The 25,136-nt window shown below is 37.9% G+C and carries 28 protein-coding genes; 8 read left to right on the top strand and 20 right to left on the bottom strand.

What is annotated here, in order from left to right; all coding sequences use genetic code 11:
- Positions 1-41 precede the first annotated feature (41 nt).
- The 6 genes from PGP85_RS04570 to obgE all read right to left on the bottom strand — a co-directional run bounded on the left by PGP85_RS04570 (position 42) and on the right by obgE (position 5,789).
- Positions 42-470 (bottom strand): LapA family protein, encoded by a 429-nt coding sequence (locus tag PGP85_RS04570; RefSeq protein WP_010739223.1) that lies wholly within the window; start codon positions 468-470, stop codon positions 42-44.
- Between the two features lie 9 nt (positions 471-479).
- Positions 480-1,268: an SDR family NAD(P)-dependent oxidoreductase gene (locus tag PGP85_RS04565; protein WP_010739224.1), complete on the bottom strand. Its 789-nt coding sequence runs from the start codon at positions 1,266-1,268 to the stop codon at positions 480-482.
- 61 nt (positions 1,269-1,329) lie between these two features.
- The gene (gene rnz, locus PGP85_RS04560) at positions 1,330-2,253 is read right to left on the bottom strand and encodes a ribonuclease Z (RefSeq protein WP_010739225.1); all 924 of its coding nucleotides are present in this window, start codon (positions 2,251-2,253) and stop codon (positions 1,330-1,332) included.
- A 92-nt stretch (positions 2,254-2,345) separates the two neighbouring features.
- Entirely contained in the window at positions 2,346-2,891 is a 546-nt protein-coding gene (locus PGP85_RS04555; RefSeq protein ID WP_010739226.1) for a DUF456 domain-containing protein, read from the bottom strand.
- Between the two features lie 126 nt (positions 2,892-3,017).
- Positions 3,018-3,752 carry a winged helix-turn-helix domain-containing protein gene (locus PGP85_RS04550; RefSeq protein WP_010739227.1) on the bottom strand — a complete coding sequence of 245 codons (735 nt, stop codon included), beginning with the start codon at positions 3,750-3,752 and terminating at the stop codon, positions 3,018-3,020.
- Between the two features lie 723 nt (positions 3,753-4,475).
- Complete coding sequence (gene obgE, locus PGP85_RS04545; protein WP_270326340.1) at positions 4,476-5,789, bottom strand: GTPase ObgE; 1,314 nt, start codon at positions 5,787-5,789, stop codon at positions 4,476-4,478.
- A gap of 268 nt (positions 5,790-6,057) precedes the next feature.
- Between obgE and gap the strand changes: the two genes are divergently transcribed.
- Both gap and PGP85_RS04535 read left to right on the top strand, forming a co-directional pair.
- Positions 6,058-7,068 (top strand): type I glyceraldehyde-3-phosphate dehydrogenase, encoded by a 1,011-nt coding sequence (gap, locus tag PGP85_RS04540; protein WP_010739229.1) that lies wholly within the window; start codon positions 6,058-6,060, stop codon positions 7,066-7,068.
- A 151-nt stretch (positions 7,069-7,219) separates the two neighbouring features.
- Entirely contained in the window at positions 7,220-7,969 is a 750-nt protein-coding gene (locus tag PGP85_RS04535; RefSeq protein WP_010739230.1) for a peptidylprolyl isomerase, read from the top strand.
- Positions 7,970-8,020: 51 nt separating this feature from the next.
- Here the strand turns inward: PGP85_RS04535 and fabZ are convergent, their stop codons facing one another.
- Positions 8,021-8,470, bottom strand: coding sequence for a 3-hydroxyacyl-ACP dehydratase FabZ (gene fabZ / locus PGP85_RS04530; protein WP_010739231.1), 450 nt, complete (start codon positions 8,468-8,470; stop codon positions 8,021-8,023).
- Positions 8,471-8,632: 162 nt separating this feature from the next.
- Between fabZ and fabI the strand changes: the two genes are divergently transcribed.
- Entirely contained in the window at positions 8,633-9,388 is a 756-nt protein-coding gene (gene fabI, locus PGP85_RS04525) for an enoyl-ACP reductase FabI (RefSeq protein ID WP_010739232.1), read from the top strand.
- Positions 9,389-9,629: 241 nt separating this feature from the next.
- Here the strand turns inward: fabI and PGP85_RS04520 are convergent, their stop codons facing one another.
- On the bottom strand, positions 9,630-10,643 hold the full coding sequence (locus tag PGP85_RS04520) for a branched-chain amino acid aminotransferase (protein WP_010739233.1): 1,014 nt from the start codon (positions 10,641-10,643) through the stop codon (positions 9,630-9,632).
- 156 nt (positions 10,644-10,799) lie between these two features.
- On the opposite strand from PGP85_RS04520, the gene PGP85_RS04515 reads away from it, so the two are divergent.
- Complete coding sequence (locus PGP85_RS04515; RefSeq protein ID WP_010739234.1) at positions 10,800-11,714, top strand: mechanosensitive ion channel family protein; 915 nt, start codon at positions 10,800-10,802, stop codon at positions 11,712-11,714.
- 43 nt (positions 11,715-11,757) lie between these two features.
- Here the strand turns inward: PGP85_RS04515 and PGP85_RS04510 are convergent, their stop codons facing one another.
- From PGP85_RS04510 to racE, 6 genes are all read right to left on the bottom strand, one after another.
- Positions 11,758-12,345: a DJ-1/PfpI family protein gene (locus tag PGP85_RS04510; protein ID WP_270326336.1), complete on the bottom strand. Its 588-nt coding sequence runs from the start codon at positions 12,343-12,345 to the stop codon at positions 11,758-11,760.
- Between the two features lie 89 nt (positions 12,346-12,434).
- On the bottom strand, positions 12,435-12,704 hold the full coding sequence (gene rpsN, locus PGP85_RS04505; protein ID WP_010739236.1) for a 30S ribosomal protein S14: 270 nt from the start codon (positions 12,702-12,704) through the stop codon (positions 12,435-12,437).
- A 227-nt stretch (positions 12,705-12,931) separates the two neighbouring features.
- Positions 12,932-13,420: a cyclic-di-AMP-binding protein CbpB gene (gene cbpB, locus PGP85_RS04500; RefSeq protein WP_010739237.1), complete on the bottom strand. Its 489-nt coding sequence runs from the start codon at positions 13,418-13,420 to the stop codon at positions 12,932-12,934.
- Between the two features lie 91 nt (positions 13,421-13,511).
- A complete protein-coding gene (locus PGP85_RS04495; RefSeq protein ID WP_270326333.1) occupies positions 13,512-14,024 on the bottom strand; it encodes a metallophosphoesterase in 513 nt (170 codons plus the stop codon).
- Positions 14,021-15,358 (bottom strand): ribonuclease PH, encoded by a 1,338-nt coding sequence (gene rph, locus PGP85_RS04490; protein ID WP_010739239.1) that lies wholly within the window; start codon positions 15,356-15,358, stop codon positions 14,021-14,023. Before rph ends, PGP85_RS04495 begins: the two co-directional genes overlap by 4 nt.
- A gap of 1 nt (position 15,359) precedes the next feature.
- Complete coding sequence (gene racE, locus PGP85_RS04485) at positions 15,360-16,172, bottom strand: glutamate racemase (RefSeq protein WP_034708248.1); 813 nt, start codon at positions 16,170-16,172, stop codon at positions 15,360-15,362.
- A 148-nt stretch (positions 16,173-16,320) separates the two neighbouring features.
- Between racE and PGP85_RS04480 the strand changes: the two genes are divergently transcribed.
- Positions 16,321-16,554: a hypothetical protein gene (locus PGP85_RS04480; protein ID WP_010739241.1), complete on the top strand. Its 234-nt coding sequence runs from the start codon at positions 16,321-16,323 to the stop codon at positions 16,552-16,554.
- A gap of 100 nt (positions 16,555-16,654) precedes the next feature.
- Here PGP85_RS04480 and PGP85_RS04475 read toward each other — a convergent pair whose 3' ends face one another.
- From PGP85_RS04475 to PGP85_RS04460, 4 genes are read right to left on the bottom strand one after another with little or no spacing between them, the layout of a single operon-like run.
- Complete coding sequence (locus PGP85_RS04475; RefSeq protein ID WP_090408949.1) at positions 16,655-17,311, bottom strand: amino acid ABC transporter permease; 657 nt, start codon at positions 17,309-17,311, stop codon at positions 16,655-16,657.
- Positions 17,312-17,326: 15 nt separating this feature from the next.
- Entirely contained in the window at positions 17,327-17,971 is a 645-nt protein-coding gene (locus PGP85_RS04470; protein ID WP_010739243.1) for an amino acid ABC transporter permease, read from the bottom strand.
- The gene (locus PGP85_RS04465) at positions 17,971-18,804 is read right to left on the bottom strand and encodes a transporter substrate-binding domain-containing protein (RefSeq protein WP_010739244.1); all 834 of its coding nucleotides are present in this window, start codon (positions 18,802-18,804) and stop codon (positions 17,971-17,973) included. The genes PGP85_RS04470 and PGP85_RS04465 overlap by 1 nt, the downstream gene beginning before the upstream one ends.
- A gap of 10 nt (positions 18,805-18,814) precedes the next feature.
- Positions 18,815-19,552, bottom strand: a complete 738-nt coding sequence (locus tag PGP85_RS04460) for an amino acid ABC transporter ATP-binding protein (RefSeq protein ID WP_010739245.1) — start codon at positions 19,550-19,552, stop codon at positions 18,815-18,817.
- Between the two features lie 261 nt (positions 19,553-19,813).
- On the opposite strand from PGP85_RS04460, the gene trpS reads away from it, so the two are divergent.
- Positions 19,814-20,824 carry a tryptophan--tRNA ligase gene (trpS, locus tag PGP85_RS04455; protein WP_010739246.1) on the top strand — a complete coding sequence of 337 codons (1,011 nt, stop codon included), beginning with the start codon at positions 19,814-19,816 and terminating at the stop codon, positions 20,822-20,824.
- Positions 20,825-20,886: 62 nt separating this feature from the next.
- On the opposite strand, the gene PGP85_RS04450 is transcribed toward trpS, so the two are convergent.
- On the bottom strand, positions 20,887-22,095 hold the full coding sequence (locus tag PGP85_RS04450) for an NAD(P)/FAD-dependent oxidoreductase (RefSeq protein ID WP_010739247.1): 1,209 nt from the start codon (positions 22,093-22,095) through the stop codon (positions 20,887-20,889).
- A gap of 119 nt (positions 22,096-22,214) precedes the next feature.
- Positions 22,215-23,117 carry a prenyltransferase gene (locus PGP85_RS04445; protein WP_270326331.1) on the bottom strand — a complete coding sequence of 301 codons (903 nt, stop codon included), beginning with the start codon at positions 23,115-23,117 and terminating at the stop codon, positions 22,215-22,217.
- A 181-nt stretch (positions 23,118-23,298) separates the two neighbouring features.
- Here PGP85_RS04445 and PGP85_RS04440 point away from each other — a divergent pair, with 181 nt between their 5' ends.
- Positions 23,299-24,273: a polyprenyl synthetase family protein gene (locus tag PGP85_RS04440; RefSeq protein ID WP_010739249.1), complete on the top strand. Its 975-nt coding sequence runs from the start codon at positions 23,299-23,301 to the stop codon at positions 24,271-24,273.
- A gap of 165 nt (positions 24,274-24,438) precedes the next feature.
- Positions 24,439-25,008, top strand: a complete 570-nt coding sequence (locus tag PGP85_RS04435) for a glycerol-3-phosphate responsive antiterminator (protein ID WP_010739250.1) — start codon at positions 24,439-24,441, stop codon at positions 25,006-25,008.
- Positions 25,009-25,136: the final 128 nt, after the last annotated feature.

Here is a 25,136-nt window from a genome sequence, read left to right as displayed (position 1 = left end):
AAGAGAAGAAGACCTTAGTTTTTCAACTAAAGTCTTCTTGATTAGTCATAATAATCAATTGGTTGATTTTCTTTTTTTCTTGGCTCTGTACTTTCCAACTCAGCTAAAGCTAAATCCTTTTCTTTTAACAGGCTTTCATAATTGGCCTTCAACACAGCAATTTCATTTTCTTGCTCTCGTTGAAAGGTGGCCTTTTCTTCTGCTAACTTTTGCTCGTTGTTCGTTTCAAAACTTTGAATAGTTTCCTTCAACTGCTTAATTTCTTTACGCTGCTGGAAAAGTGTTGCTCCAGAAGTTAATAAAACTACTAACGCTCCTATCAAGGCCGAACCAATAATAACCAGTACCAGTGATAGATAAATTTTCTTGATCAAAAAATTTACTGGAACCTCCTGGCTGTTAGAGAGGGCAAATATCACGATCAGCAAAACTAAGAGGAATCCCAAAAAAACCTTCCATTGTTTTTTCATTTCGTCTTCCTACTTCCTGTTAAATAGACCACCTGCTAGAAAATCTCCAATGTGAGGAAACAGTCCATAAAACCGACTGGCCCCCTCCATAATGATTGGTCGATTAATCTCGCGAGTCGGTCTGCCCATTTTATTAACGATTGTTCTTGCCAACTTATGCGGATCTAAGACAACTCCACCTAAATTATCTAAATAACTTCCGCTTGGATCGGCTTTGTCAAAGAACTCTGTTGCAATTGGTCCCGGATTAATAGTTGTTACATATACATTTTCTGTCCGCAATTCTAAACGCAGCGCATTTGAAAAACCAAGTACCGCAAATTTTGTAGCAGAATAAACGGTAGATTTTGGTGTCGCCATTTTTCCAGCCATAGAAGCAACATTAAAAATATGCCCAGACTTGTTTTTTACCATTGAGATTGCAATTTTTTGTGTGAAATACATCATTCCCAACACATTTACTTCAAACATGTTTTTAGCGACGTTCAAATCAAAATCTACAAAACTATCAAACAGTCCAAAACCGGCATTATTGACTAACACATCTACTTCACCGACCTCATCAGCAATTTTTTCAATCACTGACTCAACGCTATCTGGATCTGAAATATCTAGTTGAAATGCATAAGCTTCTTTACCGCTTAAATCACTACAATGTTCTTTTACTTGACCAATTAAATTGATCCGGCGAGCACAGGTAACAACAATTGCCCCACGTTTGGCTGCCTCATAGCAAATTTGCTCTCCTAAACCAGCAGAACCGCCAGTCACTACGACCACTTTATCTGTTAAATCCATCGAATTCCCCTCTTTCTATCAGGAAAATATATTCTTAAAATTCTTATACCGTTAATCATTCTTATGAGAACGGAACATCAATACTATCAAAATCTTTTGCTATTTGTGTATTGGGAAAAATATCTTGCGCCTCTTCTTCCAATTCCTTCGCCTCTTTAGCAAGGTATCTCGCAGAAATGTGAGTCAGCATCAATTTTTTTGCATGTGCTTCTTTAGCAATTGTCGCTGCTTGATGCGTTGTAGAATGGAAATAAGCCTGCGCAAGTTTTGCTTCGTTCTTATTAAAGGTACTCTCATGAACGATAACATCACTATTTTTAGCAAATTGACTAGACCTATCAGTAAATCGTGTATCACCAAAAATCGTTACGATCCGCCCTTTTTTACTTTCCCCGACAAAGTCCGCACCATCTATTATACGACCATCAGCTAACGTAACTTTTTGTCCTTGCTTCAATTTCCCATAAATCGGTCCGGCAGGAATTCCTAAGTCTGCTAATTTCTCTACTTGAAGCATGCCATCATGGTCTGATTCTTGGATACGAAATCCATAACTATCAATTCCGTGATCTAAAAGCATACATTCAACGGTGAAATCCTTGTCTTTAAAGATAATGCCTTCACTTAGCTCGATAAAATGTAAAGGGTAAGCTAAATGAGTCTTCGTTACCTGCAAAGATGTTCGAACATAGTTTTCCAAACCAGCAGGTCCATAAATCTCAATTGGTTCTTCTCCACCTTGAAATGAACGACTGCTCAATAAACCTGGTAAGCCAAAAATATGATCTCCATGCAGATGAGAAATAAAGATCTTCTCAATTTTACGTGGTCTTATATTCGTACGTAAAATCTGCATCTGAGTTCCTTCTCCGCAATCAAATAGCCAGATTGCATTACGTTCATCTAACAATTTCAACGCAAGACCGCTAACATTCCGATGCTTTGCGGGTACACCTGCACCCGTTCCTAAAAATTCTAATTCCATAATTCTCCTGACTTTCTATCGAATTATTATTATTTTAGAAGAAAGTCTTACTTTGCGCAATCTAAATAAAAAAAATATTATCTCAGGTATAATTATTTTTCTGAATCAGTATCCGAAGAATCCTTTTCTTTGGAAGCTTTTGCCATCTCTTGTGTCTTCTTTACATCCGCTTCAACATCTTCGTAATCAAGGCGTGTAATTTCTCCGCCTAAATCCATCATAATTAATTGATTCAAAGGACGGTTATCTTCCTCTTCTGCAATTAATAATAGAGCAGTATCGCCTTCGCCGATTTTATCAACTAAAAACTCAAAGACGCCTGTCGCATCACGAACTTCTTTCGCATCTTGTGTTGCCCCAATCATTCCACCAGTAAACCATCCTAGCAAAATGCCGACCGGTCCACCAAGGATGCCGACCATCATGCCTATCAAACCACCCGTAGAACTCTTATTGCTACCAGTGAAGTCTAAGAAATCCTCAATCTCAAACTTGTGTTCACCGTCATCGGAATGATGCACAACAGCCATTTGTTCTCCTTTGAATGCCTTGTTCATATGCAATCGTTTTGCTTTTGAAAAGGCCTCGTAGGCTTTTGACTCTACATCGAAATTCATAATTATCACACGTTTTTCCATTTGCTTTCGCTCCTTCGTACTTTTAATTATAGTTTAGCAATAAATGAATTATTTTGAAAATAGAACGAGTTTATACAACATAAAATAGTTATGTCAACTAAATGATTCTAAATAAAAAACTGGGAATTAATTCCCAGTTTTTATTTCATCCATAATGCGATCATCAACAATGTAATGATCGAAAAAGACTTTAGACAATTGATAACCTTCGCCCCAATTTGTGCGAATGACATCATACTCAACACCATCAATTTTCAATTTGTTTCTAAGGTGCTTGATAATGGTTGATAAGCGTGTCATATGACTGGCAGAATCACTGTCACCCCAAATTTTGATGGCCAAATCATTTCGACTAATTGGTGCCTCTTTTGTTGAAATTAAGGTACTTAACATCTCGCGTTCTGAACGTGTTAAGTTCCAAAGAGGAATCGGACGTTTTTCATGCTCACTTTCTTCTTGCTGTGTTTTTATACCGAAACCAATTGAATAAACCGATTCTTTTAACGTTTTCTCAGCAAGCTTCTCTCTTAACCCGCTAAGTGTTTCGTCTTCAAGCAGCCATTCATCAATTCCTTGTGTTTCCCAATCAGATCGTTCTTCTTTTTGTGGCATCCGATCAGTTTCTCGGATGATAGTGAATTTATCACCGACCTCTTCAAGAATGATAGTTAACTCTTGGTCAGAAATAGTTTCACTAACAATTAAAACATCAAAAAAGCTCATTACTTCTAATGGTACTTGCTTAGCCTGAAGCATGGTTAGTAATTTCGCTGAGCTTAAAACTTCAATGTTTAAGCGTTGCAGCTTCTCAACTAAAGGTCTCTCAACTAAAATATTGTGCGTTAAAATTAATACTTGCATCACATTATTCCCCTTTTTTTATTATTAAAAATAAGTTCCCAACAAGTTGACTCGGAAAGTTTTATTAATTAACAATATAATTATTACTTGTTACAATGTAAGTTTACACTGGCAATGGCTCTAGCGCCACCAAAAAGCTTATAATTCCATAATCACAATTAGAATTATTAATAAAAATTTTGGGTTAAAAAAACTTTTCTCAGATAAAATAATTCAATTATCATGTTTAAACAACACTTTTTTCATCCATTCACGAAAAATTAGAAAATATAGCGTTCGTGTCTCCTTAAATCCTTCTATTAACAAAATAAATTCTTTTCTTTCAAACAAAACGTTACCAACATTGAAAAAACAGTTTTTTTGCTTAACAAATTGAATTCTTTTTTTGCTTAACTTACAATCCAACTTTTTTCAAACAAAAAGAATAATCGATATTATTTGCTATTTAATTCAATCAGAAAATAGCGGCCAATAATAACAAAAATAACACCATTTCGGTCTCGATAATCTTTCTCCTTGTTCTTTAATTTACTCAAAATTCTTCAGTCAAATTTTTCTCTTAAAAATAAATTAATAATTGAACGTATCTTTTGCTTCTCTTTTGAATAAAACCTCTGATTGTTGATAATTAGAAACACTTTCATTTAGCTTTTTTAACACAAAAAAGTACTGCAAAATGAATTACAGTACTTTTATTGATTAAATATAGTTTTTCTTCTTAACTTAGTCGACGAATTCAAATTCGAATTTATCAATGCGAACAAGATCTCCATCTTTCGCTCCGCGGGCACGTAAAGCTTCATCAATGCCCATAGCTCGTAGTTGACGTGCAAATCGCATAACTGTTTCATCATGGTCAAAATTTGTCATCTTAAAGAGTTTCTCTAATTTCTCGCCGTTCAACACCCAAGTAGCATCAGGTTCACGAGTGATTGTAAATTCTGGTTCACTTGATTGGAAACCATAGTTTACGGTGTCTTCCTCAACTTCTTCATCATATAATAGGAATTCCGGTGTTACTTCCAACAAGTCTGCCGTCGCATTCAGCAAATTATCCAGACCCTGTTTCGTGATGGCTGAGATTGCAAAAATTGGAATATCATCTACAAACTCATCATCCTTATCTTTTTTCAAAGCCTTTTTAAATTTCTTCAAATTTTCTTCTGCATTGGGCATGTCCATCTTATTGGCAACAATAATTTGTGGACGCTCCAGCAAACGCAGATTATGTGTGCTCAACTCGTTGTTAATTGCTAAATAATCTTCGTAAGGCTCACGGCCTTCCATTCCGCTCATATCAATCACGTGAAGAATCACTCGTGTGCGTTCGATATGACGTAAAAACTGTGTACCTAAGCCAACGCCTTGTGATGCACCTTCGATCAGGCCGGGTAAATCGGCTGCTGCAAAACTACGACCATCACTTGTCGTCACCATTCCTAGGTTAGGAACTAAGGTCGTAAAATGATAGGCACCAATTTTAGGTCGAGCCGATGAAATCACTGAAAGGATCGTTGACTTTCCGACAGATGGAAAGCCAACTAAGCCAACATCCGCTAAAACCTTCAATTCTAATTCGATATTGCGCTCTTGACCAGGCTCGCCGTTTTCGGCTAATTCAGGCGCAGGATTTCTAGGTGAAGCAAAGCGCGTATTTCCGCGACCTCCGCGACCACCATGGGCAACAACTAGTTCTTGGCCATTTTCGATTAAATCACCAATTAAAGCACCAGTCTCTGAATCCCGAACTGTAGTTCCGGGCGGCACGCTGACATAGGTATCCTCAGCTCCACGTCCGTGCATCCCTTTACTCATCCCATTCTCACCTGGAGTGGCTCTAAAATGACGATTATAACGGAAATCCATCAACGTACGTAATCCTTCATCAACAACTAAAATGACATCGCCGCCGCGACCGCCGTCACCTCCGGCCGGTCCACCGTCTGGCACATACTTTTCACGACGAAATGCAACCATCCCGTCGCCGCCTTTACCGGCTTTGACATCGATTGTTACTTGATCTAAAAACATGGACATCTGGGTGTCCTCCTTATCTCTTTATTCTTTTGACTGCTGAATCTCCACACTAAACAAAGTCTCGTATATTGTAGCTAGATTAGCCGAAAAAGTCCATTCTTATTGATAGAAGCTTAAAAAAAATTTGCCGTATTAACTCTTTTTTAGTCATTTACCTCAGATAATCACTCTCAGGTAATATCTTTTGACAAAAAAAATGATGCGTTGCACAATTGGAAATGTAAGGCATCAAGCTTTGCTTGATATAAAAAAGGAGGAACTTTTGGTTATGACAGTAAAAGTAGGTATTAATGGATTTGGACGTATCGGTCGTTTGGCTTTCCGTCGGATCAAAGAAGTATCTGACGACATCGAAGTAGTAGCAATCAACGATTTGACAAGTCCTACAATGTTGGCACAATTATTACAATTTGATTCAACACATGGCACATACCCTGGAACAGTTACTGCGACAGAAGATTCAATCGTTGTTGACGGCGAAAAAACACGTGTATATGCTGAACCAGATGCTAGTAAAATTCCTTGGGCGAAAGAAAACGGTGTTGACATCGTGCTTGAATGTACTGGTTTCTATACATCAGAAGAAAAAGCACAAGCTCACTTAGATGCTGGTGTAAAACGTGTCGTTATCTCAGCTCCTGCTGGACAAATGAAAACTATTGTTTATAACGTAAATGATGATACTTTAGATTCAAATGATAAAATTATCTCTGCCGGTTCATGTACAACAAACTGTTTAGCTCCTATGGCATACTTCTTAAATGAAGAATTCGGTATTGAAGTAGGTACAATGACAACTGTTCATGCCTATACTTCGACCCAAATGTTGTTAGACGGACCCGTTAAAGGCGGCAACTTACGTGCTGCACGTTCTGCTGCTGACAATACTATCCCACATTCAACTGGTGCTGCTAAAGCTATCGGCTTAGTAATCCCAGAATTGAATGGTAAATTGCAAGGTCATGCGCAACGTGTTCCTGTTGTTGATGGCTCATTAACTGAATTGGTTTCAATTCTTAAAAAGAATGTAACTGCTGACCAAGTAAATGAAGCAATCAAGAAACATACCGTTGATAATCCATCATTCGGTTATGACGATCGCGAAATCGTTTCTGGCGACGTAATTGGTACAACTCAAGGATCAATCTTTGACCCAACTCAAACTGAAGTCACTTCAGCTGGCGATTACCAATTAGTTAAAACAGTTGCTTGGTATGACAATGAATACGGCTTTACTTGCCAAATGATTCGTTTGTTAGAAAAATTTGCTAACTTATAAGAATCTATAATTTTTGAAGGAGATCATTTCGATCTCCTTTTTTATTGCATTTTTAATAATTTTTTTGAAACAAAAATCATGGTTTTTTCATAGGAACTCCCCTAAAAGTTTGTTATCATAAGATTGATAATAATTTTAAAAGGAGAATTTTATGCAACTCAAAAAATTGATAGTCGGCGCAAGCTTATTGCTGTCGATCGGATTATTCGCAGCTTGCGGCAGCAATAATTCCACTAAAGATACAAAAGAAAGTTCCGCAAAAACAACAGAATCTAGTGTAGATTTAAATAAACTGAGTTTGCCTCAGCTAAATGACAAGGTCACTGACGACGAATATTTAGTAGAACTAGTCACGACTGAAGGCAATGTCAAAATTAAGCTCTTTCCTAAACAAGCTCCAAAAGCGGTAGAAAATTTTGTCAAACATGCTAAAGACGGCTACTATAAAGACACTCCCTTCCATCGTGTTATCAAAGATTTCATGATTCAAGGCGGCGATCCTAAGGGAGATGGTACCGGCGGCGAAAGTATCTGGAAAAAAGGTTTCAAAACCGAAGACTCTAAGCAGCTTTACAATATCCGTGGCGCCCTTTCAATGGCTCGCTCGGAATCACGCAGCAGTAACGGTAGTCAGTTCTTCATCGTGACGAACAAAGACGATGTAAGCGATGGATTAGCAGTTCAATATTACCCTAAAAAAATGATTGAACAATACAAAAATGGTGGCGCCCCTCAGCTTGATGGCGAGTACACAGTCTTCGGACAAGTTACTGAAGGCATGGATGTCGTTGATAAAATTGCCAGTGGTGAGGTCAAAGACGGCGGCTCTGGTGAGAAATCAACTCCCGTTGAACCAGTTAAAGTTACTGAAGTAAAAGTATTGCAAGAACCAAAAAAATAGCCAGATAAAAAACCAAAATCTCAGTTATTGGGATTTTGGTTTTTTTGTAAATTATTTTTTTTGATCCTTATCTCCTACGATGAAGGTGAATTCACATTCAGTTACTACCTTCTCTTCCACCGTTGCCCATGCTTTTGCTGTTCCAACAGGCCCCTTAACTTTCTGAATATCAAAATTCAAGAACAAGGTATCTCCCGGACGTACAAATTCTAAAAATTTTGCATGGTTTATACCACCAATATAGGCAGTCTTTCCTTCAAACGCAGCTGATTTTAAAATCAATAATGAACCGGCTTGAGCAAGTGCTTCTACGATCAACGTACCGGGCATGATTGGTTCACCTGGAAAATAGCCTTGAAAAAAATCTTCGTTCATCGTTAAATTTTTCATTGCTGTGATATGTTTTTCATCCTCAAACTCTGTGACTGCATCTAAATAATAAATGGGAAAGCGATTCGGAATCGCAGCCATGATTTCTTCGACATTCATAATTTTTTCCATTTTACACCTCTATGAATATTTTATTTGATTATCAAACTATCATATTCTAATGGTTTAATCAAGACGTATTGAAATATTAAAAAAAATAGTTTGACAATCAAAGCTTTTTCCAACATAATGAGAGCATATTATTTTTTATATTATTTAGGAGTGTGTCATTTAATGTCTATTTTATCTGGAAAGAAAATAATCGTGACTGGCGTAGCCAATAAAAAAAGCATCGCTTGGGGATGTGCGAAAGCAATTGTCGAGCAAGGTGCGGAAATCATTTATACTTACCAAAATGAACGTATGAAAAAAAATCTAGTCAAGTTAGTTGGCGAAGAAGCAAATATGTTTGAACTTGATGTTGCGAGTGACGAAAAGATTGCGGCCGCTTTCGATTCAATTAAAGAAGAATACGGCTCAATTGATGGATTGGTTCATTCAATCGCCTTTGCCAACAAAGAGGAATTGTCTGGCAATGTTACCGAAATCACTCGAGATGGCTTCCAACTGGCTCAAGATATCAGTGCCTATTCATTATTAGCAGTTTCAAAATACGCTGCTCCACTAATGACTGACGGAGGAAGTATCGTAACAATGACTTATATGGGGTCTGAACGCTCGATCCCTAACTACAATATGATGGGAATTGCAAAGGCCGCTTTAGAAGCAGAAGTTCGCTACTTAGCGACAGAATTAGCTCCTAAAAACATTCGAGTGAATGCAATTTCTGCCGGTGCAATCAAAACCCTAGCCGTAACAGGGGTAAAGGATTATCAATCCTTGTTAAGCCTATCCGAAGAACGTACACCAGATAAAGTTGCTGTAACAATTGATGAAGTTGGAAACTCTTGTGCTTTCTTACTAAGTCCGTTAGCAACGGGAATTATCGGAGATATTATCTATGTCGATAAAGGGGTACACTTAAGTTAATAGGTTTCGAAACGCGTCATTAAAAGGACGCGTTTTTTTTATAAAATGACTATCATTTATTTGATTCTTCACTATATAAAAAAGCTCAAATACAAATACTACAAAAAAAGCCACTCATTAAGAGTGGCTTTTTAGCTTTTAAAAATTTACATTTCTCAAATGTGTATAAGACTTGGTCATTATTTCAAAACAGCGAATCTTAAGAAACTACTACCTATCTTCAGCCTTTAGAAAATAGTCATTATACTTCGAAGATCCATCCTTCTGGTGCTTCAACATCCCCAATTTGAATGCCGACAAGTTCTTCATACAACTTTTTCGTCATTGGACCGGTTTCTGTTTCGCTATAAAACACGTGAAAATCATCGTTATTTTGTATGCCCGCAATCGGTGCAATAATCGCGGCCGTCCCGCATGCACCTGCTTCTGCAAATTTGTCTAACTCATCTAAACGAACATCTCCTTCGACAGCCTCCATACCAAAACGCTCCTTTGCTAAATAAAGCAGCGAGTACTTCGTGATGCTCGGCAAAATCGACGGTGATTTCGGAGTGATAAATTGGTTATCATGAGTAATTCCAAAGAAGTTCGCTGAACCAACTTCTTCAATTTTCGTGTGTGTTGCTGGGTCAAGGTAAATACAATCAGAGAAATTGCGATCATGGGCAATTTGACCTGGTAATAAGCTCGCCGCGTAATTGCCGCCGACCTTAGCCGCTCCTGTACCAAATGGTGCCGCACGATCATACTCAGAAACGATAAAATTGCTTGGCGTCAATCCACCTTTAAAATAAGGTCCCACCGGCATACAAAATACACCAAATAGATATTCTGGTGCAGGTATGATCCCGATATTAGGGCCTACACCAATAAGATATGGTCGTAAATACAAAGTAGCTCCAGTACCATATGGTGGAACATATTCTTCATTAGCTTGTACTACCTGCTTAACAGCATCAATAAATTTATCTTCAGGAATTGCCGGCATTTGTAATCGCTCAGCACTTTTGTTTAAACGTTTAGAGTTTTCGTCTGGACGAAATAAATTGATTTTTCCGTCTTTTCTACGATATGCCTTTAATCCTTCAAAACATTCTTGACCGTAATGGAGACAAGTTGAGCCTTCATTAATGGTGATCGTATTATCCTCAGTTAATACGCCCTCATCCCATTGACCATTTTTCCAATGAGAAATATAGCGGAAAGGTGTTTTCATATAATCAAAGCCTAACTCTTCCCATTTTATATTCACCATTCTATCATCCCCTTCTTATTTAAATGATAGTCTATCACTTTCTTCCACTGTTGTCATGATTTTTTTCAGTTAAAAGAAAATTAGGTTCCCTTTTCTTCAGTCGACAGAAAAGCGAAAGATTGTTAGACTATTGTTATTAATCTATAGGAGTGGCTTATGTTTTTATTTACTACACAAACTGTTGATTCCAGCGGTACCAATGTGGTAGACCAGGCGACCGAACAACTATCCGCTTGGCAGAAATATTGGCAATCGATTGATTGGGATCGCGTATTTTCTATCCTAGTTCAAAAAGGAATTACGATTTTAGCAGTGCTAATTTTATTTTACTTGATTCGAAAGATCGGGAGTTTTCTGATTGATCAGTCTTTCGAGCGACAAAAGAAAAAAATGACTGATAATGCTACCAGAATCGAAACAATTCACGCGTTATCAAAAAACATTTTTTCGTATACATTGTTTTTCTTTTTCCTCTATTCCATACTAGATACACTCGGAATTCCTGTCGGTTCTCTTTTAGCCGGTGCTGGAATTGCTGGTATCGCGATTGGTTTGGGCGCACAGGGTTTCACTAATGACATTATCACTGGATTCTTCATCATAATGGAGCAGCAAATCGATGTAGGCGACTATATTCGATTGACTAACTTACAGATTGAAGGAACCGTGACTTCTGTCGGTATTCGGATGCTTCAAATGAAATCAGCCGATGGAACCGTTCATTTTATTCCTAACCGAAATATTACAACCATCAGCAACCTTTCTCGGGCTCACATGCAGGTCAAAGTAGACGTTCGAATTCAACCAGATGAAGGATATGAAAAAATTAGTCATTTAGTTGACCAAGCGAATCAAAAACTAGCGGAAGACTTCAAAGATGAAATATTTGATGGACCAACACTTTTCGGGATGGTTGATTTAGGCAATAGCAACTATGCTATTCGGACGATTATGTATGTGACAAATGGAAAACAATACAAACTTCAAGAAGAGTTTTTAACAACTTATGTAAAAGTTCTAAATCAGAACGGTTTTACTATTCCAAACAATCCGATTTCAATTGGAAAATAAAAAGTTCAACCCATGAAAATGTTCATGGATTGAACTTTTTTTATTAAGCAAAAGGATTGCCATATTTTTCGCGATAGCCGTAATATCCTAATCGATACAAATCGACTTCCTTCTTTGCCGTGATAAGACTGTCTCCGATCAATTGCAAAGTAAATTCGGTAAAATCTAATGTAGCAGTCCCATTAGCCGTTACAAGATTTCGATCACTAACTGCTTGTCTCTCATAAAAATTTTCTGGAGTTTGATAGTTTGGAAAATCCTGCCATAGTAATCGAGCGTTGCCCGTATGCCTGTAGCCCTCGAGCAGCCCCTGCTGAGCCATGTAATCTACGGCACCACAAATAGAAGCTACTGGTAGGCTGTTGATTAATTGACTCTCTATTAAAGCATGCAGCTCTTGATTCTGAATATTCCAGGAGTTCCCGCCAATCAATACTAATAAATCAAAATTTCGATCGATTTCAGAAAAATCTACATCGATCATCGTCTGTAGTCCACCAATTGATTCCACCTTCGGTCCATTCGAAGCAGTCTTTATTTGCCAATCATCTCGTTGATTGAGCAAACTTAACAAATAGGCACCTTCCCAATCCGCATATTGATCTAATAATACGAATAATGCTGTTTTCATGCTATCGCTCCCTTCCACGTTGTTGAATACCTTCAGTTTAACAAAGTTGGAAAAGGAAAGCTTTCGGATTCTAACAGTTTATTTCTTTTTTACCAACTGGCTTTTTTTACACCAGGAATTTGACCCTTATGAGCCAATTCACGAAACTTGATTCGAGACATGCCAAACTTCCGCATGTACCCTCTGGGGCGACCATCAATAAGATCTCTATGCTTTAACCGATTGGGATTTGAGTCTCGCGGTAATTTCGCTAATCCTTCATAGTCTCCTGCAGCTTTTAACGCTAATCGTTGTTCTTTATATTGTTCGATCAATGCTTGTTGTTTTTGCATTTTAATGACTTTGGATTTCTTTGCCATTCTGATCCTCCTTTATTAATGAATCGAGCTTAACCGTAACAGTTACTGTTTAAACACTTACAAAAAAATAGCATGGTTCTATTTTAAAATCAATTTATTTGTATTCTTTAGCGAATTATCTCATCCACAATCGCGGTAGTTATCAGATACGATTTATTTAAGCTATTAATTTACAATTCTTGCTAAAAATGGTCAAAAAAAGAGACCCTTTTCAGGATCTCTTGTTATCAACTTGGTGAATTCGCGTGAAAAATAACCTTAGTCTCTGCGTTTTTACGATCAAACACATGAAAGGTGTAATTCACTGCTTTTAAAATCTCTCTACGAGTCACTATTCCGCAGAATATCCCCTCTTCGTCCAAAACAGGCAAGAAAGAAGCATCTACCAATAAATGCAGTACATCTTCCAGTTCAGCATCTGGACGCATTACTGACACATCCGTTTTCATAACATCAGCAACCGTCAATTCTTCTAAATTGGATGTATCAATACCATTGATACCCAACATTTTTTTTACAATATCATTTAAGCTTAATAACCCGACAAAATGATCCTCTTTATCTAATACTGGAATGGTTGAGTAACCAGCTTGCGATAAAAGTAATAATGCATGTTCCAAAGGATGTTCCTTCATCACGTTAGCAACATTTTCCGCTGGAATCACCATGGCTTCTTCATGTTCCTTCATTAATTTTTCAATCGCGGGACTAATCATATGACGCCTCCGTTCTAATAGCTTCATCTTATTTTACCTTACAGGCAAAAAGAAAGCGCTGTTTACCCAAATATTTAATAAAAATTAGGAACTAACGTTCAAAATCGGCCGCTAATTCTTCGATTGATTGGTGTGCTCGATTATAGTATTCTACATGATAATTCTTTGCTTCACTGTCAATAATCGCATAGCTAGGAATTTGAACAGGACCACGAGGTTGGGAAATACTTCCGGGGTTCACGAACAGAATATTTTTATCAAGTTCAGCAACCGCTTGATGAATGTGCCCAAATAATGCAATATTCGCACCGGCTTCCTGCGCCTGTAACGAGAGCATCGTCAATCCAAATCGAACGTTTGATAAATGCCCATGGGTCATATAAATGACATCATTGCCAATCGAAACAACCCGCTCCTTTTTGTAGCCAGGATCATAGTCACAGTTTCCCGTTACGACTGTAAAATGCTCCCATAATTCGTCATTGGCTTTCAATTCTGAGTCCCCACAGTGAAACATATGATCCACCATTCCGACGTAGCGGTTAACGATTTCCACTAAAATATTGCGATCACCATGATTATCGCTGACAACTAAATATTTCATTTATTCTCCTCCAACCAGCTCTTCCAGACTTTTTCTAGTTTCTTTACAGCCATCCCGCGATGACTTATTTGATTTTTTTCTTCGCTCGTTAATTCAGCAGAAGTTTTTCGATATTCTGGAACAATGAATAATGGATCATAACCAAAACCGTTATCCCCTTGTGGAATTCGACCGATTCGGCCATCCCAATCGGCTTCTACTACTAGACTTTCTTTTTGGGGAGCAGCAAAAACTAATGTGCAATGGAAATGCGCTGTCCTTTTTTCATCAGGAACATCTGTTAATTCATGTAATAATTTCGCATTATTAGCTGCATCACTTTTTCTTTCTCCAGCAAAACGAGCAGAAAAAATTCCCGGCATGCCATTCAAGGCATCAACAACTAAGCCAGAGTCATCAGCTAAAACTGGTTGTTGTAAGATCTGTGCAATTGTTTCTGCCTTCAAACGTGCATTTTCTTCAAAAGTTGTTCCAGTTTCTTCAACATCAGGCAAGTTAGGATAATCTAATAGCGTTTTGGTTTGATAACCCTCTTTTGCAAATAGTGCTGCGAATTCCTTTGCTTTGCCTGGATTGCGAGTTGCAATCACGATCGTTTTCTCTTCTGTCGCAATTTCAGTAAGAAGAGCTTCTTTTTGATACGCAATCAAATCTTGGATCCCTGCTTTTCCGTGCAAGATCAAAGCATTTAGTTCATCATCATCAAATGTCGCTTCCTCGCCCGTTCCCTGGATCTCGACAAATCGGCCAGACTCAGTCATCACAAGGTTCATGTCGACGGCGGCTGAAGAATCTTCTTGATAGTCTAGATCAGTCACGACAGTACCTTCTGGTAAAACACCAACACTTATTGCTGCTAAATGTTCCTTGATGGGGTCTTTCTTTAGTTCGCCATTTGCTAATAGTTTATTGATCGCTAAACGCAATGCAACAAATCCTCCGGTAATACTAGCAGTTCTAGTTCCTCCATCGGCTTGAATTACGTCACAGTCAACGATGATACTACGCTCACCAAGCTTCTCTAAATCAATCACAGCGCGTAATGAACGCCCAATCAAACGTTGAATTTCCATCGTTCGTCCAGTTAGCTTTCCTTTGGCGCTTTCACGGCGATTACGTGTATTCGTCGCTCTGGGCAACATGCTGTATTCAGCAGTCACCCAACCTGTTCCGCTGTTACGCAAAAATGGTGGCACTGATTCTTCTAAAGTCGCTGAACATATTACCTTCGTATCCCCAAAAGAGATAATGACTGACCCTTCAGGATGCTTAAAAACATTCGTCTCAATTTTAATCGGCCTTAATTGTTGAACCGCTCTTCCATCATGTCGCAAACTATCTTCCTCCTAAATTAATATGCTTAACATTTAAATCTATAATATTCAACCATTCACCAGCGATATCTTTAAACATTTTAGGCGAACCTGTCGTATAGAAAGTTCTTGCTTTAGTTTCGGATTGTTCAAAATTATTTAAATCGAAATAATCCAACAAAGTACTGACATCATTGACTGTTTCTGCTCCCGAGTCAATCAAAGTTACGTTTTGCCCAATCACATTCTGGATAATCGGACGCAATAATGGATAATGGGTACATCCCAAAATTAACGTATCTAATTTTTCCTTTTTTAAGGGTGCCAGAGATTGTGAAACAATCTTTTTGGCTACAGAACTATTAAACTGATTACTTTCAACGATTGGCACAAATTTTGGGCAGGCCAGACTAGCAACATACGTTTCTGGTGCTTTTTCTTGCAGCTCATGTTTATAAGATCCACTTTTAACAGTTCCTAGTGTTCCGATGATACCTACACGACTATTTTTACTTGCTTTTAATGCAGCACGTGATCCTGGTTGGATAACACCAATAACAGGAATATCAACGTTCTTCTTAATCTCTTCTAAAGCCACTGCGGTTGCTGTATTGCAAGCAATCACAAGCATTTTGATATTTTTCTCCAATAAAAAACGAGTCATTTGCCACGTAAACTCAATGACTTGCTCAGCAGGTCGAGGCCCATACGGACAGCGCGCCGTATCTCCAAGATATAAAATTTCTTCATTTGGTAGCTGGCGCATTGCTTCTTTAACCACAGTTAAACCACCTACGCCAGAGTCAATAAATCCAATTGGTCTTTCATTTGACAAAACGCTCACCCTATCTAGTTCCAAGTATCACCCTATTTTCCACTTTTTGAAGAAATATTTCAAGCCCTAGAACCCTGTATAATGAAAAGCGTTTTCTTTTGAATGAATAACAATGAATGCTACACTATTTATGAGAGAGGTGGATAAAATGGATAAAAAAGAGCTAACCGAAAACTTGGGAAAAGTTTCTGCTGGCGATCGTAATCAAGACCCTGCAGTCAAGGCAACTGAAAAGGAAACGGAGAAACAGAAGAAAGAACATAAAGAGGACTCTGAACCTGGTTTGCTGGAAAAGCTTGGTAAAACGCAGGCAGGCGCTATCTACGAAGATCCGGCCATGAAAGAAACTGAGCACAAAACAGAAAAAGAAAAAAACGATTAATAGTTTTTGTATTGAACTTTCTTAGTAATAAATTTGAGTCATTACAGTAAAAATATTAAAAAAGCGAAGTCTGATCATTTTGATCAAGACTTCGCTTTTTTTAATAATTATATTTACTAGTCTCTAAAAAGCTTGAAAGAAGCGAAAGTAAATAGCACACCACAAAATACATCGCAGTCATTGCAATAAACATTGGAATGACATAATTAGTATTTTGTCCGTAAATTATTTTGGCGTTATGAGTCAACTCCGGCAAAGAGATGATTACCGCCAAAGATGTATCCTTAATCAAAGAGATTAATTGGCTCAAAATTGCCGGTAACATAGATTTAAACGCTTGAGGCATAACGATCAATATCAATGTCTGGACATAAGTCAGACCTGAAGACATCCCCGCCTCTGTTTGTCCCTTTGGCACAGCATTCAACCCAGCACGAAAAATTTCTGACAACATCGCTGATTCAAATATCGTTAATGCAGCGACCGCTGCCCAAAAGATATTTAACTTGATGCCGATTTGCGGCAAGGCAAAATAGGTGAAAAAAATGATCAATAATAATGGTAGGTTACGGATGATATCCACGATAATGCTAACAATTCGTGAAAGGATCGGAATATTACTATACCGAACAGTCCCCGCAATCCCTCCTAGTATCATACTGAAAACAATCGAGACGATCGAAACTTGAACCGTCACCCATAGCCCGTCTAAAAGGAATCGCAAATTGATCCATGAAAAAGCATCACTCATATTCATTTTACTCCTTTCTTTCTAGGCCTTTGACCAATGTTTATCTAAATAATTCATCAGATAAGACAAAGGCAGCGTTAAAATCAAATAGAACAAGCCGACAATAATATACGTATCAAATGTATTAAATGTATTACTAGCAATCAAATCACCTTGATACATCAGGTCTAAACCCGCAACCATCGCTAAGATCGAAGAATTTTTAATCAAGTTGATAAATTGATTACCCAATGGTGGCACAACAATTTTGAAGGCTTGGGGCAATACAATGAAACGCAGTGTCTCTGCATAAGAAAAACCAGAAGAAAGCCCTGCTTCCATTTGTCCTTTTGGTACTGTTTGAATTCCTGAGCGAACAGTCTCTGCGATAAACGCCGAAGTATAAATTGTTAAGCCTATAGTTCCTGCTTGAAAACCATCAAAGCTGTAAAAATACATTGGTGCGATAACATAAAAGAACATTACTATAATTAGTAACGGAATATTTCGAAAGAAGGCAACGTATGCCTTTGATAGGCTGCGAATAATTCGATTATGAGACAATTGTAAAATTGCCATTAATGTTCCAATGATTAAACTGAAAATTAACGCTAATAAACTTGCATAGATTGTAAACTTAAAGCCGTTAACAAAATCAGCCGAATAGGTTTGAAATAATTGTGCCATTAGAACTGCGCCCCTTTCTTCGCTCGACCATCTGCATCTTTAGGGAACCATTTTTCAAAAATTTTATTATAGGTTCCATTATCATGCATTTTATGTAGCGCAGTATTTACTTCTTTCAAGAAGTCTTCTTGTCCTTTGTTGATAGCAATTCCGTAGGGCTCATTTGTGAAGGTACCGCCAGTTAACTCATACTCATCATTTTCCGAAGCCATTCCCAAGAGGATTGCATTATCGGTCGTCATTGCTTGACCTTGACCAGATTGCAAAGCCGTGAATGCTTCCGCGTAATTCTCCAGTTCAAGAATTTTTGCGTCAGGAGCATGTTTACGAATATTAATGGTCGAGGTCGATCCCTTAACAGCCAGGACTGTATCTTCAGAAGTCAAATCTTTGATATCCTTGATATGACTTCCCTTCTTAACTAATAAAGACTGCCCTGCATCAAAATAGATATCAGAAAAATCGACTTGTTTTTTCCGATCTTCAGTAATCGTCATCGTCGCAATAATTGCATCAATATTCCCGTTTTTTAGCAGCGGAATACGCGTCTTTGAAGTCACTTCGACGAAATCTGCTTTTCCATCTTTACCAAGAATCTCTTTCGTAATTGCTTTTGCAATATCTATATCAAAGCCTTCAACCTTGCGGGTTTTGATATCCATCATGCCAAATAAACGTGTATCGTACTTCACACCCCAAGTAATAGTAGGTTCTTTTTCGATTCGTTTCGCAATATTTTCATTTGCAACACTTTCTCCTTTACATCCTGAAAGGACCACCATGATCATCAGCGGAATGAACAGAAAGGAGACTAATTTTTTTATCTTTGACATAAGCCGCCTCCTAATGATTGATTACTTTGCTGACAAATTGTTGTGCTCGTTCATCTTGCGGCTTTTCAAAGAACCCTTTAATATCTCGTGTATCTTCTAATACCTCACCATCCGCCATAAAGATGATTCGATCTGCAACTTCTTTAGCAAACCCCATCTCGTGTGTTACTACAATCATCGACATTCCATCACGAGCAATTTTTTTCATGACATTTAAAACATCGCCAATCATTTCGGGATCAAGTGCAGACGTGGGCTCATCAAAAAGCAGCAATTCAGGATTCATCGCTAAGCCACGGGCGATGGCAATCCGTTGTTGCTGTCCACCAGATAACATCGAAGGATGAGAATCCTTCTTGTCCAACATGTCCACTCGGTCTAATAATTTCTCTGCTGTCTTTGTCGCTTCTTGCGAAGACTGCTTTAAGACCTTGATTGGAGCTAACGTGATATTTTCTAACGCTGTCTTGTTTGGATAAAGATTAAAATGCTGAAAGACCATTCCAATATTTTTTCGAATATCTTTTAGCTTAACTTCTTTACTATGTAAATTCTTCTCATTTACAAGTAGTTCGCCAGAAGAAATGTCTTCAAGTCCGTTGATACAGCGTAGCATCGTGCTTTTCCCTGACCCAGATGGTCCGATCACCACAACGACTTCGCCTTTTTCAAAGGTCAAGTTAATATTTTTCAAAGCATGAAACTTCCCATAGTATTTTTCCACATGCTTGAATTCAATCATTGACATGTTTAACCACCTCATTTTCCCTTAGAGTTTTCTAATTTTTCCAATGTGAGTCTAATTATAAGCTAAGTTTTTTTACTTTGTAAAGAAAAAAACTCATGGTTAGAAAAAAATATTTCAACAACTTCTATTTGCATGTGATATTTTTTAACATCAAAGTTGTTTGTTCATTCGATAAAAATGGTGATAAGAGTTGTCAGGTTTGAAAAAAAAAGGTAGTATTTGAAGAGACTATTGAAAGAATTTTTACGAAAAGGTGAGTTAATGAAAAATATCATTTTGACTGGTGATCGTCCAACTGGACAGTTACATTTAGGGCACTATGTTGGCTCTTTGAAAAATCGCGTTCTGATGCAGGAAGATCCTGAAAATAAATTGTTTATTATGATTGCCGATATGCAGGCGCTGACTGATAATGCAAAAAATCCGGAAAAGGTTTCATCAAATGTTCTACAAGTTGCTTTGGATTACCTAGCTGTTGGCTTGGATCCAAAACGTTCTACTCTCTTTATCCAATCACAGATTCCTGAACTGGCTGAGTTAACCATGTACTATTTGAATCTAGTTAGTGTGGGGCGCGTTCGTCGCAACCCAACAGTGAAGTCTGAAATTGAACAGAAAAAATTTGGTGAAAGTGTCCCTGCTGGGTTCTTTATCTACCCTGTCTCTCAAGCCTCAGACATTACAGCATTCAAAGCAAATCTTGTCCCTGTGGGAGAAGATCAAAAACCCATGCTGGAGCAAACACAAGAAATCGTGCAAAGTTTTAACCATACTTATGGTGAAGTACTTGTAGAGCCAAAAGGCGTTTTTCCTGAAAAAGGACAAGGCCGTCTGCCTGGAATTGATGGCAACGGAAAAATGAGTAAATCACTAGGTAACGGAATTTATCTAGCCGATTCTGCTGATGTTTTGGCGAAGAAAGTCATGAGCATGTATACTGATCCAAATCACATTCACGTGGAAGATCCAGGTCAAGTTGAAGGAAATATGGTTTTCACTTACCTAGATGTTTTTGGTACAGATAAAGAAAAGATCGCTGAGTTAAAGGAACATTATCGCCATGGCGGACTCGGGGATGTAAAAATTAAGCGTTATTTGATCGAAGTATTGGAAGCAACATTTGGACCGATTCGTGCTCGCCGTGAGGAATATGCAAAGAATCCAGAGGCAATTATGCAAATGTTGAAAGAAGGCAGCGAAAATGCTCAAGCTGCTGCCGCTGAGACTTTGGCGGAAGTAAAACAATCAATGGGAATCAATTATTTTAATTAACAAAAAAGCACTCGAGTAATTTCGAGTGCTTTTCTTTATTGTCAATTTTTGACTGTTTCGACTTAATGGTAGAAGTCAAAGCGACCTTTCGACATCACTTCTTTGACCCCACCCGTTTCGAATAATGAGCGGTCCATAATGGCTTTTTTGATAAATGAAGCTGGATAAGCCGTTACCTCTGTTTTACCTACTAAACCAAACGCGTGAGTATTACCGATTGAGGCAACTGATCCAAGCGACTTGAATGAAAATACCTTGCTTGGTTGTCCCTTGATTTGATCCAAGATATCCTTACCGGCATAAGATCCCATCTTCAATGCAATTTGTGCGGTTGTTGGATAAGGTCGATTGCTAGAAGGGTCCATTACTGCAGAAACATCTCCTAACAAGTAAACATCATCGTGATTTGGGTCAGTCAAGTTAGGTTTCACCATTACGCGTCCGCGACGTTCTTCAAAACCAGAATCGCCGATCACTTGGCTCCCACTAACACCTGTAGTCCAAACAATCGTTTTTGCTTTGAGTGCGACTAAATCATTTTCATCATCTTTTGAATTTTGATAAATGACTGCTCCTGGTTCTACTTTTTTAATTGGCTTGCCCGTTAATAATTTGACATCCCATTTGTTCAAATACTTGATACAATATTGACCGAGTTTATCGCTGAACATCGGTAAAATTTTGTCTACAGCCTCAACACAATAAATTTGGATATCTTCAGGTTTTACGCCGGCGATATTTGCGAATGACTTACTTCCTTCAACAAGCGCGCCTACAAGCTCGATTCCTGTAAAACCAGCGCCGCAGACAACGATACGCAAATATTCCTCATTCTTAGTTTCTTTATATTGCTTCATTTGTTCAATAATGTGTTTGTGCACTTGGTCGGCCGTCTTCACATCTACCATCTCTAATGAGTTTTCTTTTACACCCGGTATACCAAATGACTCTGACTGAAACCCTAATGCTACGATCAAATAATCATACTTAAGTGTTTGATTTTCCAAATAAACTTCCTTTTGGTCGGCATCAATCTTATCTACCGTATCCTTGATAAACGTAGTTTTCTTCGGATTTACGACATCCTTAATGTCATAACAAATTTTTTCATCTGGTTGTGTTCCAGCAGCAACCTCGTGCAAACTAGTAGACTCATAGTGATAATCATTACGATCCACTAAAGTAATATGAATATCTGCCCCTGATTTTTGTAATACATGCAGAGCCCGCAAACCTGCGTAACCTGCGCCTAAAATTACGATTTCTTTCATTTTATATTCCTCCTAGTTTGTAACTATATAATTGATTTTTTTAAATCAAAAATTAAAACTCGTCAATTATATTGCTAAATAAATACTGGTGTTTTACAAAAATACGAAACGGATATCCGTTAAAATAGAAACACCAATGCAAAACTGATCACTTGTACGGCAGCCCCTACTGCTAAGATTCTTACCGCACAAATAAACGTTTCTCGTTTAACTTGTTTGGTAAGAAACATCTGAATTTGTTTGTAGATATACGGTACCGCAAAAATCGTCCCCAGCATTGACCATGGAGCGATTCCGATGACTACCGAAAGTAAGATTGCCAAGAAAGCGACAAGGTTCATCCCTACAAATAAGCGAATTGCTCGCTGCTTTCCTAAATAATGTACCAATGTAAAGCGATTATTCTTTTCGTCTTCTTCTAAGTCACAAATATTGTTCGCCAGCATCAAGTTTGCGATCCATAACGTATTCGGTAATGAGATCAAAAAAATTTCACTTATATTAGTAAAGCTCCATTGGAAAACTTCATACGTATTCAAATACACACACAAACATGTAATCATAAACCCCATTGTTAATCCTGAAAAAACTTCTCCCAACGGAAGACTAGATAATGGCTTTGGACCAGATGAATAAAAAATTCCCACACCATAGCAAAATAACCCCATCAATAAAAAAGGCCACCCGACTACGAAAGACAAACCGATTCCGATCAATGCCGAAACAATGATCATTCCCATCATCATTTGAAAAACTAGTTTCAAATCCAAGTTCTCTCGTCCAATGATATTGGTTTTCTCTCGATAGTCGTGAATTTCCGTCGCATGGTGGTAGTCGTTGTAATTGTCTAAAATATCTACCGCCATATTGAAAATGAACATCGCGATAAAGTACAACAGGACTAAACCTAAATGAAGTTTGTGAAAATTATACAGGCTAAAACAAATCCCAATAAAAAAAGGCAGGACACTCGCGGTTTTCGCTTTAAATTCCACGAGCTCCAAGAAAACGGTTAAATTCATCTCACCCAACTTTCTCAATTTTCTTTTTCGTATTCATTATGCTATTTTTAATCCTTTTGTTCAAAAGATCTGCTTGCCTTTTCTGTGTAAACTTCTCCATTTCATCATTCGAGCATTCTGGTAGTTTTTCTGATAGTCATAGGATAGAATAAGATTGAAAACATTGTTAGAAGGAGCACCTATGTTAGACTATTGGAATGAATACCCAAAAATTCAAGAAAATCTAATTCAAGTTAAGAAATTGATCTCACAAAGACTTGTTATTAATAATAAATCGATTGAAGAGGCCATCACAAAATTTTCTTCCACAGGAGGAAAAATGATTCGTCCGGCACTCTTTTTTCTTTTTGCTGATTTTGGGAATAAAAAAGATCAAGAACAACTGGTAAAAATCGCAGCTTCTCTTGAATTGCTGCATTCGGCTACATTGGTTCATGATGATATCATTGACGATTCTCCTACCAGACGTGGTATGCCCTCAATCCAATCTCGTTTTGGTAAAGACGTCGCGGTTTACACAGGAGATTTTATGTATACTAGCTATTTTGAACTATTAGCAGAATGCATGAGCCAAACCCCTTTCCTATTAAAAAATGCACAGTCAATGAAAAAAGTCTTACAAGGTGAACTAACTCAAATGGCCGGTACCTTTAATCCTGATCAGACAATCAAGGACTATCTGCGAAACATTAATGGTAAAACAGCGGAATTGATTCGACTCAGTTGTCATGAAGGAGCCTATTTTGGTGGAGCAGATGAGAAATTGCAATCCCGGGCAAAACGAATCGGTTCTGCCATCGGATTAGCTTTTCAAGTATATGATGATATTTTGAATTTCTCTTTAGAACTGGGAAATGAACAAAAGCCAATCCTAACTGATGTACAACAAGGAATTTTCACTCTGCCTTTACTGATTGCACGCGATGAGCAACCAGTAATTATTCGACCTTACCTAGAAAAACCTGAAACTTTATCTCAGCAAGAATTAATTCAATTAGCACTCTATGTTGATAAATTTGGGGGAATTGCTGGTGCACTGAAGTTTGCAGAGAATTTAACGCAGAAGGCTTTGACTGAAATACAAGAATTACCTGAAGGAAAAAGTAAGGAGATTCTCAAAAAAGTGGCTACGCAACTACTAGAACGTTCCTATTAGAATATCAAAAAAGACCCTAAGCATACGAGATGCGACAAAAATTTCGTATACTTAGGTTCTTTTTATTATTATTTTGTTTTTATACTCAATTGTTAGAGACAGTTCTTCATCTTCCATTTTTAACATGTTAGAATGAACATGAAAACGCATAAGGAGTAATGATGAATGAATACTCATGAACTATATAAGAAATTGGAACTCTCTCCGGTAATCGCTGCGTCAAAAAACGAAGCAGAGCTCGATGCCGCCATAAAATCGGAAAGTGAAGTCATCTTTGTGCTCCAATCACATCTGATGGAACTTGCAGAGCTATCTAAAAAAATCAGATCAAGTAACAAAGCAGCAATTTTGCATATCGATTTGGTTAAGGGGTTATCGTCAGATGAAATGGCCGTTGATTTTATTAAACAATCTACTACTTTTGACGGAATCATTTCCACCAAGCCAGCAATTATTCGCCATGCAAAAAAACATGGCTTGCTAGCAATCCAACGTTTCTTTCTTTTGGATTCTTCCGCTTTAGAAAATGTCAACCGCCAACTAAAATATACAGAGGCTGATTTAGTCGAGGTTCTTCCTAGCGTCTCGCCAAAAATTATCAAAGAACTGGTCCATCATTCTAAAAGACCACTGATCGTCGGCGGTCTGATCCGTGACAAAGAAGACATCATGGGCGCTTTAGGTGCTGGGAGTCTTGCTGTGTCAACGACAGAAAGTTCGATTTGGTCAATTTAGAGATTGTTGCACTTTCATAAAGGTGTTATAATACAGGTAATTAAATATCGGCTAGAGATAAAAAGAGTATAGCGACAAACGTCAACAAACATTGGCGTCTGTTAACTGTACTCTTTTTTTGCTGCGTT

Origin of the sequence: Enterococcus malodoratus (assembly GCF_027659535.1) — a bacterium.
Taxonomy (GTDB): domain Bacteria; phylum Bacillota; class Bacilli; order Lactobacillales; family Enterococcaceae; genus Enterococcus_A; species Enterococcus_A malodoratus.
This window is presented reverse-complemented; position numbering and strand designations above follow the sequence as displayed.

Coding starts and splice junctions, on each gene's coding strand:
- PGP85_RS04450 (WP_010739247.1), bottom strand. CDS start 22,095: ATGAAAGAAATCGTAATTTTAGGCGCAGGTTACGCAGGTTTGCGGGCT.
- PGP85_RS04435 (WP_010739250.1), top strand. CDS start 24,439: ATGAATACTCATGAACTATATAAGAAATTGGAACTCTCTCCGGTAATC.
- PGP85_RS04465 (WP_010739244.1), bottom strand. CDS start 18,804: ATGTCAAAGATAAAAAAATTAGTCTCCTTTCTGTTCATTCCGCTGATG.
- PGP85_RS04555 (WP_010739226.1), bottom strand. CDS start 2,891: ATGGAAAAACGTGTGATAATTATGAATTTCGATGTAGAGTCAAAAGCC.
- fabZ (WP_010739231.1), bottom strand. CDS start 8,470: ATGGAAAAAATTATGAATGTCGAAGAAATCATGGCTGCGATTCCGAAT.
- PGP85_RS04515 (WP_010739234.1), top strand. CDS start 10,800: ATGTTTTTATTTACTACACAAACTGTTGATTCCAGCGGTACCAATGTG.
- PGP85_RS04570 (WP_010739223.1), bottom strand. CDS start 470: ATGAAAAAACAATGGAAGGTTTTTTTGGGATTCCTCTTAGTTTTGCTG.
- PGP85_RS04520 (WP_010739233.1), bottom strand. CDS start 10,643: ATGGTGAATATAAAATGGGAAGAGTTAGGCTTTGATTATATGAAAACA.
- PGP85_RS04550 (WP_010739227.1), bottom strand. CDS start 3,752: ATGCAAGTATTAATTTTAACGCACAATATTTTAGTTGAGAGACCTTTA.
- PGP85_RS04510 (WP_270326336.1), bottom strand. CDS start 12,345: ATGAAAACAGCATTATTCGTATTATTAGATCAATATGCGGATTGGGAA.
- obgE (WP_270326340.1), bottom strand. CDS start 5,789: ATGTCCATGTTTTTAGATCAAGTAACAATCGATGTCAAAGCCGGTAAA.
- PGP85_RS04480 (WP_010739241.1), top strand. CDS start 16,321: ATGGATAAAAAAGAGCTAACCGAAAACTTGGGAAAAGTTTCTGCTGGC.
- rpsN (WP_010739236.1), bottom strand. CDS start 12,704: ATGGCAAAGAAATCCAAAGTCATTAAAATGCAAAAACAACAAGCATTG.
- gap (WP_010739229.1), top strand. CDS start 6,058: ATGACAGTAAAAGTAGGTATTAATGGATTTGGACGTATCGGTCGTTTG.
- PGP85_RS04495 (WP_270326333.1), bottom strand. CDS start 14,024: ATGAAATATTTAGTTGTCAGCGATAATCATGGTGATCGCAATATTTTA.
- PGP85_RS04535 (WP_010739230.1), top strand. CDS start 7,220: ATGCAACTCAAAAAATTGATAGTCGGCGCAAGCTTATTGCTGTCGATC.
- cbpB (WP_010739237.1), bottom strand. CDS start 13,420: ATGATTAGTCCCGCGATTGAAAAATTAATGAAGGAACATGAAGAAGCC.
- PGP85_RS04565 (WP_010739224.1), bottom strand. CDS start 1,268: ATGGATTTAACAGATAAAGTGGTCGTAGTGACTGGCGGTTCTGCTGGT.
- fabI (WP_010739232.1), top strand. CDS start 8,633: ATGTCTATTTTATCTGGAAAGAAAATAATCGTGACTGGCGTAGCCAAT.
- PGP85_RS04460 (WP_010739245.1), bottom strand. CDS start 19,552: ATGTCAATGATTGAATTCAAGCATGTGGAAAAATACTATGGGAAGTTT.
- PGP85_RS04445 (WP_270326331.1), bottom strand. CDS start 23,117: ATGAATTTAACCGTTTTCTTGGAGCTCGTGGAATTTAAAGCGAAAACC.
- PGP85_RS04475 (WP_090408949.1), bottom strand. CDS start 17,311: ATGAATATGAGTGATGCTTTTTCATGGATCAATTTGCGATTCCTTTTA.
- rnz (WP_010739225.1), bottom strand. CDS start 2,253: ATGGAATTAGAATTTTTAGGAACGGGTGCAGGTGTACCCGCAAAGCAT.
- PGP85_RS04440 (WP_010739249.1), top strand. CDS start 23,299: ATGTTAGACTATTGGAATGAATACCCAAAAATTCAAGAAAATCTAATT.
- PGP85_RS04470 (WP_010739243.1), bottom strand. CDS start 17,971: ATGGCACAATTATTTCAAACCTATTCGGCTGATTTTGTTAACGGCTTT.
- trpS (WP_010739246.1), top strand. CDS start 19,814: ATGAAAAATATCATTTTGACTGGTGATCGTCCAACTGGACAGTTACAT.